At 41.0% G+C, this 13,414-nt stretch carries 17 protein-coding genes and 1 tRNA gene; 9 read left to right on the top strand and 9 right to left on the bottom strand.

Annotated elements, in window-relative coordinates; genetic code table 11:
* From C727_RS0113985 to serS, 3 genes are read left to right on the top strand one after another with little or no spacing between them, the layout of a single operon-like run.
* A complete protein-coding gene (locus C727_RS0113985) occupies window positions 1-1,332 on the top strand; it encodes a replication-associated recombination protein A (protein ID WP_017446270.1) in 1,332 nt (443 codons plus the stop codon).
* Window positions 1,322-1,714 (top strand): fluoride efflux transporter CrcB, encoded by a 393-nt coding sequence (gene crcB, locus C727_RS0113980; protein WP_017446269.1) that lies wholly within the window; start codon window positions 1,322-1,324, stop codon window positions 1,712-1,714. Before C727_RS0113985 ends, crcB begins: the two co-directional genes overlap by 11 nt.
* An 11-nt stretch (window positions 1,715-1,725) precedes the next feature.
* Entirely contained in the window at window positions 1,726-3,021 is a 1,296-nt protein-coding gene (gene serS, locus C727_RS0113975; protein ID WP_017446268.1) for a serine--tRNA ligase, read from the top strand.
* On the opposite strand, the gene C727_RS0113970 is transcribed toward serS, so the two are convergent.
* The 5 genes from C727_RS0113970 to C727_RS0113950 form a co-directional block, all read right to left on the bottom strand.
* Entirely contained in the window at window positions 3,018-3,356 is a 339-nt protein-coding gene (locus C727_RS0113970; protein WP_026052733.1) for a TusE/DsrC/DsvC family sulfur relay protein, read from the bottom strand. The two genes, serS and C727_RS0113970, sit on opposite strands and share 4 nt — an antisense overlap.
* Window positions 3,356-3,619, bottom strand: a complete 264-nt coding sequence (locus C727_RS0113965) for a DsrH/TusB family sulfur metabolism protein (RefSeq protein WP_017446266.1) — start codon at window positions 3,617-3,619, stop codon at window positions 3,356-3,358. Before C727_RS0113965 ends, C727_RS0113970 begins: the two co-directional genes overlap by 1 nt.
* Before the next feature lie 11 nt (window positions 3,620-3,630).
* Window positions 3,631-3,993, bottom strand: coding sequence for a sulfurtransferase complex subunit TusC (tusC, locus tag C727_RS0113960; protein WP_017446265.1), 363 nt, complete (start codon window positions 3,991-3,993; stop codon window positions 3,631-3,633).
* Window positions 3,993-4,385, bottom strand: coding sequence for a sulfurtransferase complex subunit TusD (gene tusD / locus C727_RS0113955; RefSeq protein WP_017446264.1), 393 nt, complete (start codon window positions 4,383-4,385; stop codon window positions 3,993-3,995). Before tusD ends, tusC begins: the two co-directional genes overlap by 1 nt.
* A 66-nt stretch (window positions 4,386-4,451) precedes the next feature.
* Window positions 4,452-5,120: a Bax inhibitor-1/YccA family protein gene (locus tag C727_RS0113950; RefSeq protein ID WP_017446263.1), complete on the bottom strand. Its 669-nt coding sequence runs from the start codon at window positions 5,118-5,120 to the stop codon at window positions 4,452-4,454.
* Window positions 5,121-5,388: 268 nt separating this feature from the next.
* Here C727_RS0113950 and C727_RS0113945 point away from each other — a divergent pair.
* Together C727_RS0113945 and C727_RS0113940 are read left to right on the top strand one after the other, a co-directional pair.
* A tRNA-Ser gene (locus C727_RS0113945) sits at window positions 5,389-5,479 on the top strand.
* A gap of 179 nt (window positions 5,480-5,658) precedes the next feature.
* On the top strand, window positions 5,659-5,907 hold the full coding sequence (locus C727_RS0113940) for a hypothetical protein (protein ID WP_040459332.1): 249 nt from the start codon (window positions 5,659-5,661) through the stop codon (window positions 5,905-5,907).
* 89 nt (window positions 5,908-5,996) lie between these two features.
* Here C727_RS0113940 and C727_RS0113935 read toward each other — a convergent pair whose 3' ends face one another.
* Window positions 5,997-7,334, bottom strand: coding sequence for a sigma-54 interaction domain-containing protein (locus tag C727_RS0113935; RefSeq protein ID WP_017446261.1), 1,338 nt, complete (start codon window positions 7,332-7,334; stop codon window positions 5,997-5,999).
* Between the two features lie 216 nt (window positions 7,335-7,550).
* Here C727_RS0113935 and C727_RS0113930 point away from each other — a divergent pair, with 216 nt between their 5' ends.
* Together C727_RS0113930 and C727_RS0113925 are read left to right on the top strand one after the other, a co-directional pair.
* Window positions 7,551-8,024 carry a hypothetical protein gene (locus C727_RS0113930; protein WP_017446260.1) on the top strand — a complete coding sequence of 158 codons (474 nt, stop codon included), beginning with the start codon at window positions 7,551-7,553 and terminating at the stop codon, window positions 8,022-8,024.
* Between the two features lie 25 nt (window positions 8,025-8,049).
* Window positions 8,050-9,690, top strand: a complete 1,641-nt coding sequence (locus C727_RS0113925; protein ID WP_017446259.1) for a diacylglycerol kinase family protein — start codon at window positions 8,050-8,052, stop codon at window positions 9,688-9,690.
* Here the strand turns inward: C727_RS0113925 and ruvX are convergent.
* The 3 genes from ruvX to C727_RS0113910 are packed head-to-tail and all read right to left on the bottom strand — an operon-like array spanning window position 9,681 to window position 11,641.
* Complete coding sequence (gene ruvX / locus C727_RS0113920; RefSeq protein ID WP_017446258.1) at window positions 9,681-10,130, bottom strand: Holliday junction resolvase RuvX; 450 nt, start codon at window positions 10,128-10,130, stop codon at window positions 9,681-9,683. The two genes, C727_RS0113925 and ruvX, sit on opposite strands and share 10 nt — an antisense overlap.
* Complete coding sequence (locus tag C727_RS0113915; protein ID WP_017446257.1) at window positions 10,123-10,680, bottom strand: YqgE/AlgH family protein; 558 nt, start codon at window positions 10,678-10,680, stop codon at window positions 10,123-10,125. Before C727_RS0113915 ends, ruvX begins: the two co-directional genes overlap by 8 nt.
* Window positions 10,681-10,720: 40 nt before the next feature.
* The gene (locus C727_RS0113910; RefSeq protein WP_017446256.1) at window positions 10,721-11,641 is read right to left on the bottom strand and encodes a LysR substrate-binding domain-containing protein; all 921 of its coding nucleotides are present in this window, start codon (window positions 11,639-11,641) and stop codon (window positions 10,721-10,723) included.
* A gap of 276 nt (window positions 11,642-11,917) precedes the next feature.
* Here C727_RS0113910 and C727_RS0113905 point away from each other — a divergent pair, with 276 nt between their 5' ends.
* Window positions 11,918-12,766: a nitrate- and nitrite sensing domain-containing protein gene (locus C727_RS0113905; protein ID WP_017446255.1), complete on the top strand. Its 849-nt coding sequence runs from the start codon at window positions 11,918-11,920 to the stop codon at window positions 12,764-12,766.
* A 30-nt stretch (window positions 12,767-12,796) separates the two neighbouring features.
* On the top strand, window positions 12,797-13,411 hold the full coding sequence (locus tag C727_RS0113900; protein WP_017446254.1) for an HAD family hydrolase: 615 nt from the start codon (window positions 12,797-12,799) through the stop codon (window positions 13,409-13,411).
* The last annotated feature ends 3 nt before the right edge of the window (window positions 13,412-13,414 follow it).

Here is a 13,414-nt window from a genome sequence, read left to right as displayed (position 1 = left end):
ATGTTGTTTGCCTCTATTAACCAACCGTTGGCCGCCCGCATGCGGCCAAAAAACCTCACCCAGTTTATTGGCCAGCAACATTTGCTTGCGCCTGGAAAGCCTCTATATAAAGCGGTTCAAAGTGGTCGCATTCATTCTTTAATCTTATGGGGACCGCCAGGCACAGGAAAAACGACTTTAGCGGAAGTGATAGCGTTTCATGCAGATGCAATTGTCGAGCGTTTATCAGCGGTAAATAGTGGCGTGAAAGACATTCGCCAAGCGATCGAAAATGCGCAAGCGAATGCATCGGCGAAAGGGCAGCGAACGCTATTATTTGTTGATGAAGTGCATCGATTTAACAAATCTCAGCAAGATGCATTTTTGCCATATATTGAAGATGGTACTGTGATCTTTATTGGGGCGACTACAGAAAATCCTGGTTTTGAACTCAATCGAGCTTTGTTATCTAGAGCTCGTGTTTATCTTCTCAAAAAACACTCAGACGCTGATTTAAAAAGTTTATTACAAGCGGTGCGTGACAGAGTGGAAGATAGCTGTGAAAGTAGCCGTTTATTATTAACCGATAGCCAACAACAGCAGCTGATTTACCTGGCCAGCGGTGATGGCCGGCAGTTATTAAATTTGGTTGAGCAGTTAACGGATTTGGCCGAAGAAAACCAGCAAGGGCAGCTACAGGTCTCGGATGAGGACCTTCAAACCATAGCGGCGCACCGCGTCGCTAGCGGGGATAAAGGTGGTGACCAATTTTATGATCTGATATCCGCATTTCATAAATCAGTGCGGGGTTCTGATCCGGATGCTGCATTGTACTGGTACGCTCGTATGTTGGTAATGGGGGTTGAACCTTTATATGTCGCGCGGCGTTTATTAGCAATTGCATCAGAAGATATTGGCAATGCCGATCCTAGAGCGATGCAAATTGCGCTCAACGCATGGGATTGTTTTCATCGGGTCGGGCCGGCTGAAGGTGAACGTGCCATCGCCCAAGCCACTGTTTATCTTGCTTGTGCTGCAAAAAGTAACTCAGTTTATACCGCGTTTAAAGCCGCTTTAAAATGCGCCACACAGACCCACGATTTGGACGTGCCTAATCATCTGCGTAACGCACCAACAAAAATTAATAAAGCACTTGGTCATGGCGCAGAATACAGATATGCTCATAATGAAACGAACGCATTTGCTGCTGGCGAATGTTATTTTCCGAGTGCGCTAAAAGAAACCAAATTTTATCACCCACAAAGGCGTGGACTAGAGCAAAAAATAGCCGATAAGCTGGCTTATCTAGAGCGCCTTAATCAAGAGAGTGATAAACAAAGATATGATGACTAACTTTGGTATTTACCTATTTATTGCTATGGGTGGCGCGCTAGGCGCTTGTTTACGTTTTTTTTTGTCTCAGCAGGCGCTAATCTGGTTTGGTAAAAGTTTTCCTTTTGGTACACTTCTGGTTAATGTTTTGGGCTCAGCATTAATTGGCTTTTTATATACCCTAATTAGCCAGGGATATATACAGGCAACTCCATGGCGAACATTTCTCGGTATTGGATTTTTGGGTGCATTGACTACTTTTTCCACTTTTTCAATGGACACTGTGTTGCTGATTCAGCAAGAAGCCTGGCTAAAAGCCTTTTTAAATATTGCATTAAACCTGCTGATTTGCTTAATAGCCGTTTGGTTGGGTAGTAAATTGGCGAGTATAAAAATAACTTAGATGGGAACCTCATGTTAGACGCAAAATTGTTACGAAACGACTTACTACAAGTGGCTGAACGATTACATCAACGCGGTTATCAGTTAGATATTGCGCAAGTTGAAAAGTTAGAAGAAAGCCGCAAAGCTCTACAAGTAAAAACAGAGCAGCTGCAAAACGAGCGTAACGCACGCTCAAAATCCATTGGTAAAGCAAAAGCTGCTGGTGAAGATATTGCGCCTTTATTAGCTGAAGTTGGCCAGCTGGGCAAAGACCTAGATCAAGCCAAAGCCGATTTAGCAGAGGTGATGGAGCAGTGGGATTCGCTAGTGATGAGCATTCCAAACCTACCAGATGCCAGTGTTCCTGTTGGCAAAGACGAAGCTGATAATTTAGAAATCAGGCAGTGGGGTACACCTGCCAACTACGATTTTGATGTTAAAGATCATGTTGATTTAGGCGAAGCACTAGCCAAAGGTTTAGACTTTGAAGCTGGGGTAAAACTGTCTGGTGCACGCTTTACTGTCATGCGTGGTCAGGTGGCAAAACTGCACCGTGCATTAACTCAATTTATGTTAGATCTGCACACTAACGAGCATGGGTACCAGGAGATGTACGTACCTTATTTGGTTAATGCAGATAGCTTATATGGGACCGGCCAATTGCCTAAGTTTGGCGAAGATTTATTTCATACACAACCGTTAACCGCTGATGGCCAGGGTTTGTCTTTAATCCCAACGGCAGAAGTTCCACTCACTAATTTAGCGCGTGGTGAAATTTTTGATGAAGCCGACTTGCCTATTAAACTGACCGCACATACGCCTTGTTTTAGATCTGAAGCGGGTTCATCGGGACGTGATACACGGGGTTTAATTCGTCAGCACCAGTTTGAAAAAGTTGAACTTGTCCAGTTAGTTAAAGCCGAAGATTCAATGCAGGCACTGGAGGAATTGACACAGCATGCAGAAACTGTGTTACAAAAACTAGAGTTACCATACCGAGTCATGCAATTGTGCACTGGCGATATGGGCTTTGGCGCCGCTAAAACATTCGATTTAGAGGTTTGGTTGCCGGCACAAAATTGTTATCGCGAAATTTCATCTTGTTCAAATATGTTAGATTTTCAAGCACGTCGCATGCAAGCGAGGATGAGGCGCAAAGGAGCTAAAAAACCTGAGTTATTGCATACCCTAAACGGCTCTGGTTTAGCGGTTGGTCGTACTTTAGTAGCAATTTTAGAAAACTATCAACAAGCCGATGGCAGTATAAAAGTGCCACAAGTATTGCAAAGTTATATGGGTGGTGTGAGCGAGCTAAAACCTGCTTAAATACACTTAGCAGGTTTTGGTAAGCCGGCAATGAGGGTCGCTTGTTTAGCTGGCCCTTTAGGAAATAGTTTATACAAATATTTACTATTTCCTTTGTCTGGCCCTAGGCTTTTCGCCATGGCTTTAACGAGTACCCGTATAGCCGGACTGGTTTTATACTCTAAATAAAAATTTCTTACAAAATGCACCACTTCCCAGTGCGCCTCAGTCATTTCGATGTTGATGCGAGTGGCGAGCGCTTGCGCTAATTCCGGCTCCCAGTCTTGGTAATTTTTTAAGTAGCCGTGACCATCCAGTGGATAGCTGACGTTATTTACAATAATACTAGACATAATTAAAGTTGAATAATGGCATGATTAAGTTGCAGTTTAACATATTCAGCGGTGCTCAGTAGGGTGACATTAGCAGCAAGCAAATCGAGCAAACCACGGCCTTTAATCTCGTCAGCGAGCGCGTACCAAGCGATATTTTGCTTTGTTACTGGCAGTTGTGTTAATAAATAACAGGCATCATTTAAAAGTATGACGTTTGTCACAGGCGCCGTATTAAGCATTACAAGCTGGTTGCGATCTGGTATGCGGCTCAGTTGAATATACATATTAATCACAGTTAAAAAGTAAGTTGAACAGAAAATTTAGCTAATGTTGGTAACCAATCTGGTGCCGAAATAAGTTTAACATTAATCGCCAACTCACTTTGGGTTAAATTGAAGCTCGCTAGATCTTCGGCTAATACATACACCTCTTCGATGTCGTAGAGATCTAATGCTTTAAAACCTTGTGGGTAATTTTTTTCGTTTATGCTATCGCCATCAACATCAGACAGAAGCTGGAGAACACCTTGGCCACTAAAAAATATAGCCACTTTTTCTTCAAAGGTTGCTAAAACTAACGCGAGTTCGAGCGCTTCTTGGCCTTTTGTTTGACTAAACGGGGCACTGTTAATAATGATTGCATGGCTATTAGACGACATTAGTATTGAATGACCTTGTTTGCATTTGCTTGCAGCTCTACATATTCGGCTAAACCCCCAATTTGGAAACCAGGCGCTAAATTGTTGCCGAGTTTACCATGATAGTTCGCCTCATCTGCGTTTAAAACACCTCTTCTCTGTGCAGCGGCAGAGCATAAAATTAAGGGAATTTTATATTCTTGACTAAAGGTTTGCCAATGTTGCGTTACATCAAATTCATCTGCCGGTGGTGTCCGTAGTTGGTTTGCAGCTAATACACCATCACCATAAAAAAACACAGCGAGTAAGTTGCATTCATTAGCCGAGTGGGCAAACATTTTGGCTTGTTTATATGCGGTTTTGCCCATGTATGAGTCGGGTGAGCTGGTCACAAATAAAATAATATTTTGCATAAGGGGTGATGCCTATAAACAAAAAAGCCATGCTGAGCATGGCTTTTAAAGTCATTAAAAGCTGGATTAATCATCGCCACCGGCAAATGCCATTAGCAAGTTTAATAAACTAACGAATATGTTATAGATAGACACATATAAAGTAACAGTGGCTAAAATATAGTTAGTTTCACCGCCGCGCACGATTTCGCTGGTTTGCATCAAAATGGCGCCTGAAGAAAACAGGATAAACATAGCGCTAATGGCTAAACCCACAGCGGGTATCTGTAAAAAGGCGTTTGCTATCATAGCAACAATTAATACGACAAAACCAGCCATCATCATGCCACCTAAAAACGACATATCTTTTTTGGTGGTTAATACGTATGCTGATAGTGCAAAAAAGGTCAGTGCAGTCCCGCCCAATGCCATTACTATCAGGTCACTCGCACCAGCCGCTACGACATAAGACAGCATCGGGCCTAAGGTGTAACCCATAAAACCGGTAAAGGCAAAAACACTCACCAAACCCATCGCAGAGTTGGCCGTTTTATGAACTAAAAACATCAAACCATACGCACCAATTAAAAACACTGCCCAGTGAGGGCTAGGCAGATTCATTGAACCTGTAATGCCGGCAACAAGTGCGCTAAAGGCCAGCGTCATTGCCAATAAAGAATAGGTGTTTCGTAACACCTTATTTGTTTGCAGAGCAGAACTCTCGCCACGCTCTACATAAACTGTTTTATTTTCCATTGTTCACCTCTGTTAAGTCATGCTAACTAGTTGTTGGATTTAATTAATAATCTTTGGTTCCATTTATATTATCCAATATTGTGCTTATATGCATTAATTTCAAGCCGCTTAACAACGCAAAAATTTCAAAACAGGTTAAATATTAAACTTTTTGCTGTTATTTTATGCAAACAGTAAAAAAAACAAAAAAATATCGTTTTTCTGCTTTACAAGCAAGACAATAGCCCTTAATATGCGCGCCGTTCCCAAGGGAACTGTTCAACAAAGCGGTGAGGTGGCTGAGTGGTTGAAAGCACTGGTCTTGAAAACCAGCGTACGTTAATAGCGTACCCAGGGTTCAAATCCCTGCCTCACCGCCACTTTATTTGCCTTCAGTTAATCTTTTCTATCAATAGTTCTTACATCATTCATTTTTCTACGCGAAAAATTTAAAAATTGATATCCTCTTCAAAAAATTAATGCTTACAGCAATCTTTTTACTGCAAAAACGCGTATAACATTTCCGAACACCCAATTTTTTCAATTGAAAAGGAGAACGATGATGAAACATCAAAAATTAACGGGTTTAGTCAGTGCTTTAATATTAGCTGTTACTTTAGGGGCCTGCTCTGAAGCAGATAGAGACGAAGCGAAAGACACTGCAGAGGAGTGGTCAGACAGTGTAAAAGATAAAGCCGAAGAAATGGGCGATAAAGTGAAAGACGCCTCAAATGATGCAATGAATAAAGTTGAAGACTGGTGTGAAGACGCCAAAGAAAAAGCAGATGCAAAAGATAAAGATTGTTAATTTGATCTGATTCAATAAAAAAGCCGACGCTTGCGTCGGCTTTTGAGTATTTAAACCATATTCAGTTAATTGCTCATCCTAAAACTTCTTTAATTAGTGTACTTTTCTAATTTGTTATACAAAGTTTTTACGCTTATACCAAGCTGCTGTGCTGCTTCGGTTTTGTTTCCATTATTATCATGCATGGCTTGCAGAATAGCGACTTTTTCGATTTCTTCTAAAGACATACCACTAGGCAATATCTCATCAGAATGATCTTTATTATGCGTATCAGTTTCAAAGGTTAAATGTTCTTTATCTATTAGCGTTTCGGCCAATATAAAAGCACGTTCTATTGAATGACGCAGTTCTCGCACGTTACCTGGCCAGTGATAGTCAGCTATTTTTTGTAACGCAGCTTCACTGATTGATTTAAAAATTTGTTCTTCATTGCAGCGGTAGGCTAAAAAATGTTTTGCGAGTTTACAAATATCCTTGCCGCGAGCCCGAAGCGGCGGAACCTGTATTGGGAATTGAGCTAAGCGAAAATATAAATCCTCACGAAATATCCCTTCTTCAATGGCTTTCATTGGATCTCTATTCGTCGCGGCTAAAATTCTCACTTTGGCATGTTTTACCACTTGGCTCCCGACTTGGCGATATTCACCACTTTCCAACACTCGAAGGAGCTTTACTTGCTGCTCAAGTGGCATCTCGGTCACTTCATCTAAAAATAATGTGCCGCCTTCCGCTTGCTCAAAGATCCCCTTGTGGTCTCTATGTGCGCCGGTAAAAGCCCCTTTAATATGGCCGAATAGTTCACTGTCAATCAACTCGGGACTCAAGGCGCCACAATTGATGGCGATAAAAGGCTGAAGGTTACGTTTACTTTGACTATGAATGGTTTGCGCAACCAGTTCTTTACCAGAGCCACTTTCTCCCTGTATAAGCACATTGCTGTTACTGCCAGCCACACGTCTGATCGTTCGGTATAACTTTCGCATTATCATCGATGAACCAGTTAACAAGCCAAATTGGTCAATGTCGCTGGTTGGAATATTGTTTACAACATCTTTTTTATGAGTTAACTCAAAAAAATAATCCTGCAATACTTCTTCAATCTGCTTAATATCAATGGGTGTTCTAAAATGATAACCAGCGCCTTGCCGCATCATTTCATCCAACGGCTGATTTGGTAAGCCAGAGCTGATAAATATAAAATCTCGGTAAAAGTGTAAATTCGAGTTTTGTAATCCTTCAAGCTCAGCCTGCGTATCGGGTGTTACTTCGAACAAACACAGTTCAATCTCAGAACTCAATAATTGCTGCTTTATATCATTGTTTTCTGTCACCTGAACCACTTGATAATCCAGTGCGCGTGCAATAGCGACCGCTTGGGTTTGCAAAGCTTTGTCTTGCGCTACGATTAAGATACTTGGAACAGCCATGTTTTAGGGTCTCATCTAATAAAGAATAACAGTTGGTGTGATCTATGCATCTGCCTTTGTGAAGATTTGATTGGCAGCTGCGCTCCTAATATTGTCCTGCCATACTTTTAGAGAATGACTGGACGATAAGTTCACTTTTAAATTTATATATTGTCACTTTTGTTTGGTTATTCGCAAAATTGACGTTTTTTACAGCTTAAAAAATTGTGGAGATGTATGATTTCAGATCAATATATTGTGCCTAATATCACATTAAATCAAGAAAAATTAGTGATTTGCGAAATTTCCTGCATTTCTCTGGAGGCTATGCATTTTTACGCGTCGGTGCAAGATAAATTTGCCCAATACCGTCAGCTAAATGCATTAAATCGGATCTATCGGAGGTACCAAAACATAGCAGGTTATTGCAGTCAGTATGTCAAAGATGCCGAGCGAAAACACTTTTCGATTAAAGGCGAACTTTGTAAAAATTACTCTGACAATCTGGCAATAATTACAAATTACTTAGATAAGGGGCAAACATCGGAGGCTTTGACAGCGATTATTAAAAATGAAAAATATGCATTATTTGCGCTTAAAAAAAAGTTGCAAAAAATATCAAGTAATTTAAATCGTCGTGGTTTGTCAGATCAATTAGCTTGGTTACAGATGGATTTGGATCAGTCCATCAGTGAATTAAGAGCGCATTAATAACACGTTATAAAAGGATACTCGTATGTCGTGGATTTCGATTTATTATTATATTATTGCCATTGTGTTATTGGTTGTTGCTGTATGTTTTGCTAATAATTCTTTGATTGTTTTTCTCGCTGGTTGGTTCGGCTTTAACTTTTTGGCGGTTGCTATCGCTTATACAGCAAATCGACCACAAATTTTTAGGAAAAAACAAAGTGGGCGAATCCCGACACTGATACGCTGGCTGTTCTTGCCATTTTTATTGTGTATTCGTTTTTATAATTTCATTGAACGCTATTATGACCCTGTGCCCGCATTGCAAGAGATTGAACCGAATTTATATTTAGCGCGGCGTTTGTTACCGTCTGATAGCGAAATGTTACGGGCAAAAAATATTAATGCGGTATTAGATGTGACCGCAGAGTTCAATGCGTTAGATATTGCACTGATTGATGAAGATCCCGACGCAGCGATTGATTATTTAAACCTGCCTGTTCTCGATCATTCAACACCTGATCGTAGCCAGTTAAAACAAGGGTTGAACTGGTTACATGCTCACCAAAGTTCAAAAAATGCGGTTGTGGTTCATTGTGCTTTAGGACGCGGGCGCTCAGTATTTATGGTAGCTGCATATTTAATGGCACTACACCCAGATTGGTCGCTGGAAAAAACCATGGACAAAATTAGCGGCATTCGTTCGACTGCTAGATTAAACCGAAGCCAAACAAAACGTTTGCTCAGGTATAAAAAGAAAGGTTTGTTAAAGCTCTCTGACCGTGCTTGTTTAATTGTAAATCCGGTGTCCGGTGGGGGAAAGTGGGCGCAAAATGAAGCTGAGATTTACGCTGCGCTGCGACCCTATTTCTTTTTAGATGTTCGTCAAACCAGTAAGGAGGTCAGCGGAAAAGTTTTGGCGGAACGAGCACTTAAAGAAGACTTTGATGTCATTATTGCGTGTGGTGGAGATGGTACGGTTACCGAAGTGGCTAGTGTATTAGTCAATAGGGAAGTTGAAATGGGCATTATTCCACTGGGTACCACTAACGCCTTAACTCATTCTTTGTGGGGCCTCACGTCTAAAATCACGCCAATTGAAACGGCATGTGAATATATCATTCAGCGAGAATGTCGCAAGATTGACACCGCTAAGTGTAATCATGATTTGATTTTGTTATTAATGGGGTTTGGTTTTCAACGTACTATGATTGAAGAAGCCAGCCGCGAAAAGAAAAACGAATTGGGTCAGTTGGCATATATTGCGGGTTTATGGACCGCAGTATCAAACAATGAAAAAGTCACCTTGTATGTTAAATTTGATGACGAAGAAGAGCAGCAGATGGATGTATCCAGTTTTGTTGTGGCCAACTCTGCCCCTTTTACTAGCTTATTAGCTTTGGGTAATGGCGAACCTAACTATACCGATGGGGAATTAGACATTACTTGGGTGCCTTGGGATAGTGATGCTAAACAGCCTTATTTTAGTATGATTGAAATGGCTTTTAACGGTGCTCTACAAAAAAATCTTGCGGGTCAAGTTAAACATAAACAGGCCAAGCGTATTCAGATCCGTGCAGATGGTGAGTGTAATTATGAAATAGATGGTGAAATTTTTGATGATGCTAAGCTGGATATTCAGATTCAGCCAGCTTCGCTCAAGTTATTACTACCTCATCAGCAATAAAGGTTTTCAAAAAAGCTCATTAAGATAATTTCGGCAGACTTACTGTCGATTTTATCTTTACTTAGATTCCGATATCCCCCGACCTCAAAAAGATATGCTTTTGCATCGACGGTCGTTAATCGTTCATCCCAAGTTTCGACCGGGTAACCAAATCGACCGTGTAAACGGTTTGCAAACTTACGCGCTCTTTGAGTGATCTCTTGCTCAGTTCCATCCATATTTAATGGCAGACCTACGATTAATAAATCAGGTTGCCATTCATTCAAGCGCTGTTCTAACATCTGCCAGTCGGGGATGCCGTCCTGCATTTTAAGTGCGTTGAGCGAGCGAGTTGAATAAGATAGCTCCTGACCAATAGCGACACCGGTACTTTTCAACCCAAAATCGAAGGCCATGATCGTGCGTTGACCAATTGGAGTGGCCGTCTTTTTATTAGGCATGGCCGGACTCCCCACTGATTTGCCATGCTGCAAAACCTAACGCTTCGGTTGCTGTCTGCCATTTTAAATGAATCGGGGTATTAAATACAAAATCGGCTGTGGCGGGTAGGGTGATCCAAGAGTTTTCTATAATTTCTTTTTCTAACTGGCCGGCGTCCCAGCCAGCGTATCCTAAACAGATTAGGTATTGTTCTGGCGCTGACGGGGTGCCAAATGATTCTAAAATGTCTTTTGATGTTGTTACCATTAACTCGTCAGATAGTTTCATTGAGCTTTTCCAACAGTCCTGCGGGGTATGTAAGACGAAACCGCGTTCGTTATTTACAGGGCCGCCTAAAAACACCGGTGTATCAGGATTTATCTGTTTATCTTCAGTGGAGATTTTAACTTGTTCGAGCAACTCGGGCAGCTTCATATCGATAGCTTGATTGATCACTATGCCCATTGCACCTTTTTCATTATGCTCGCAAACATAAGTGACAGTGCGTTCAAAATAACCATCTTTTAACGATGGCATGGCGATTAACAAGTGATTTTGAAAATATTCCATGGACCTCTCATCAAAAATAAAGAAACAAAACGAACTGAATTTATTCCGTCAGTGGACGAACATCTTTCAAGTTTAACAGACTTACTGAACGACTGATATCAAAGAAAGCACGAATGTAATTCTGTTGCAACATGCGGGTTTTTACTGCGGCATACAGCTTACTGTATAAACCTTGTTCACCTAACTTGCAGGTTGCAATTAGACCTTGTTGCTGATATTCCAATACTGCCCATGCCGGTAGTGCGGCCACACCCAAATCCGCGGTGACCATTTGTAAAATCATTAGTGTTTGGTCTACTTTTTTAACCAACCCGGGTTGGCAATTTGCCGGTAATAAAAAATGTTTATAAATATCTAGCCTATGCTCAGCAACTGGATAGGTTAATAATGTTTGATTGCTCAAATCTGAAGGTTGAATACTTTTTTGTTTTGCCAGTTTATGTTCAGGTGAGCAAACCAATAACATTTCAAAGTCAAATAAAGGTTCAAAATGAATTAAATCAGAGGGGTAACGATCGGATGTGATCACAAGATCTAAATCACCTTCGGTTAAACCTGGCATAGCATCAAACATATAATCACTGTTAAAGTCGAGTTCTACCATAGGCCAGTTTTTGTGAAAGTTTCTAATTGCCGGCATCAACCATTGAAAACAACTATGGCATTCTATGGCCAGCCGTAACTGGCCTTGTGTAGTGCGCTGCATATCTAAGATTCGGGCTTCTGTTTCTTGAATCTGGGGAAGTATGGATTCGGCTAGGGCAAGCACTAGCTCACCTTCCGCGGTAAATTTTAACGGGTTTGTTTTTCTGACATACAATGGCTGGCCTATCCTTTGTTCAAGTTCTTTCAGCTGATGTGACAGTGCCGAAGTTGTGGTGTGAAGCCATTGAGCTGTTTTGGTTAAGCTACCGGTCTGTGCTAGAGCCCGCATGGTTTTAAGGTGTTTTATTTCTAACATGAAAAAACTTCAACTAAGTAATAGCCAAGATGTGATTTGTTCATTTTATAGCTTTCTTTCGGTAGGCACAAAATTTAATGAAAGCGCCATAGATAAACTCAATAGATAAGATGGATAATTTAAGAATGACAAAGTTAATCTCGGTTTGTAAGCGCGCTAAGCACTGATATTGAGCGAAACTTGGGTTTATGGCATAATATTTGCTCAAAGCCTTAATAGTTATTTAAGTCTTTAAACGGGTCGCGGTAACATTTAAAGTAAAAGGGAGGGCAACCTATGACAGTTTTTTATATCGTCTGCGCTGGGGTTGCCGCAGGAATGATTGCAGCTTTGTTATATTGGCGATTTTACAACAATCAAAAGCATCTTCGTTTACGCGGACTTAAACAAATTCACCAAGTTAAACAACTCACAGAACAGATGCAAAAGCATCGCGGTTTGTCTGCCGCTATGCTGAATGGTCACCATAATAGTGCAAGCCAACAAGCTGAATTGGCGCAAACCATCAACCGAACGTTAGAAAAAATTGATGACATGCATGTTTATGAACGCTGGCAATCGATAAGCGATCATTGGGCCCGGTTATCTGGCAATATTCCAGTGCTGACACCCGCAAATAGTTTTAAGCAACATTCTCAACTGATCGGAAGTTTATTATTTTTGATTGAGGAGATAGCTACAGCTTCACATTTAGCCAGTAAGCAGTTTGCTAACTTTAAAGAGCTTGATTGGTACTGGCGCGAGATTCTGCTGTTAGAGGAATCTGTTGGCCAGGCAAGGGCGCTTGGAACTGGTGTTGCGACCCTTAAGGTTTGTGCTAGGGTTGAACATATTCAATTAAGTTATTTGCGTAATTCGATCACTCAAGTGGCTGAAAAAGCGTTTGCTGAGCTTATTCAAAATGAAAAACGTCAGCCAGTGCCAGACGAGCGAACGGCTTTGATGCAAGCTTGCGTAAAACAAACCCGCTATTTGTGTGCAGTGATTGAGCATGAGTTAGTAAACAAAAAAAATATAGAAATTGATGCTGAGCAATATTTTAAGCTAGCGAGCGACTGCATGAACTCGTTTGATTTAATTTTTAGCCAGAAGTTACAAGAAATCGAAGCATATTTAAATCAGTAACCTTTTTAATCATCTATAAGGGACCTAGTTATGAGTCAACCGAGTCATCCATTTAAAGTCATCTGTTTCGATCTGGGCGGTGTGTTAATTGATATTTCAGGTGCTGAGAGTTTTTTAAAAGATATCCATTATCAAGGTAAGTTAGCTGATTTTTGGTATGAATGGTTACTTTGCCCAGCCGTTAAACAGTTTGAGTCTGGACAGATTGATGCGCAGGCTTTTGTTGAGGGGGTGGTTGCTTATTTCAAACTCTCAGTCAGTGCCGCGGCCTTTAAAGCTTCATATACAACTTGGGTTAGAGGTAGCTTAGAGGGTGCTGAAGCCTTGTTAGATGAACTCAAGGGAGGTTATCAAATTGCTTGTTTAAGCAATACGAATACTTTGCACTGGCCGGATGTAGAAGCGACTGGTTTATTAAGCAGAATCGACCATGTATTTACCTCATTTGAGCTCGGTGCAGTTAAACCTGATTTAGCGATTTATCAAAAGATGCTTAAACAGCTCAATGTTCCAGCCCACCAAGTTTATTTTATAGATGACAACCAAATAAATGTTGATGCCGCGCGTGAAGCAGGCTTACATGCTCATAAAGCGGTTGGTATAGAAGCTGTGCGAGCAGTATTGGCTTTTGATGAAGTCATATAAAAG

Source organism: Gayadomonas joobiniege G7, assembly GCF_000300815.1.
Lineage (GTDB): Bacteria > Pseudomonadota > Gammaproteobacteria > Enterobacterales > Alteromonadaceae > Catenovulum > Catenovulum joobiniege.
The sequence above is the reverse complement of the archived record's forward strand: the minus strand, read 5'-3'. Positions and strand labels throughout refer to the sequence as shown.

What these genes read in the sequence shown, in the direction of transcription:
- tusC (WP_017446265.1), bottom strand. Translation starts at nt 3,993, where the DNA reads ATGTCGTCTAATAGCCATGCAATCATTATTAACAGTGCCCCGTTTAGT.
- C727_RS0113925 (WP_017446259.1), top strand. Translation starts at nt 8,050, where the DNA reads ATGTCGTGGATTTCGATTTATTATTATATTATTGCCATTGTGTTATTG.
- C727_RS0113950 (WP_017446263.1), bottom strand. Translation starts at nt 5,120, where the DNA reads ATGGAAAATAAAACAGTTTATGTAGAGCGTGGCGAGAGTTCTGCTCTG.
- C727_RS0113900 (WP_017446254.1), top strand. Translation starts at nt 12,797, where the DNA reads ATGAGTCAACCGAGTCATCCATTTAAAGTCATCTGTTTCGATCTGGGC.
- C727_RS0113915 (WP_017446257.1), bottom strand. Translation starts at nt 10,680, where the DNA reads ATGGAATATTTTCAAAATCACTTGTTAATCGCCATGCCATCGTTAAAA.
- C727_RS0113985 (WP_017446270.1), top strand. Translation starts at nt 1, where the DNA reads ATGTTGTTTGCCTCTATTAACCAACCGTTGGCCGCCCGCATGCGGCCA.
- crcB (WP_017446269.1), top strand. Translation starts at nt 1,322, where the DNA reads ATGATGACTAACTTTGGTATTTACCTATTTATTGCTATGGGTGGCGCG.
- C727_RS0113905 (WP_017446255.1), top strand. Translation starts at nt 11,918, where the DNA reads ATGACAGTTTTTTATATCGTCTGCGCTGGGGTTGCCGCAGGAATGATT.
- C727_RS0113930 (WP_017446260.1), top strand. Translation starts at nt 7,551, where the DNA reads ATGATTTCAGATCAATATATTGTGCCTAATATCACATTAAATCAAGAA.
- C727_RS0113965 (WP_017446266.1), bottom strand. Translation starts at nt 3,619, where the DNA reads ATGTATATTCAACTGAGCCGCATACCAGATCGCAACCAGCTTGTAATG.
- C727_RS0113940 (WP_040459332.1), top strand. Translation starts at nt 5,659, where the DNA reads ATGATGAAACATCAAAAATTAACGGGTTTAGTCAGTGCTTTAATATTA.
- C727_RS0113910 (WP_017446256.1), bottom strand. Translation starts at nt 11,641, where the DNA reads ATGTTAGAAATAAAACACCTTAAAACCATGCGGGCTCTAGCACAGACC.
- tusD (WP_017446264.1), bottom strand. Translation starts at nt 4,385, where the DNA reads ATGCAAAATATTATTTTATTTGTGACCAGCTCACCCGACTCATACATG.
- ruvX (WP_017446258.1), bottom strand. Translation starts at nt 10,130, where the DNA reads ATGCCTAATAAAAAGACGGCCACTCCAATTGGTCAACGCACGATCATG.
- serS (WP_017446268.1), top strand. Translation starts at nt 1,726, where the DNA reads ATGTTAGACGCAAAATTGTTACGAAACGACTTACTACAAGTGGCTGAA.
- C727_RS0113935 (WP_017446261.1), bottom strand. Translation starts at nt 7,334, where the DNA reads ATGGCTGTTCCAAGTATCTTAATCGTAGCGCAAGACAAAGCTTTGCAA.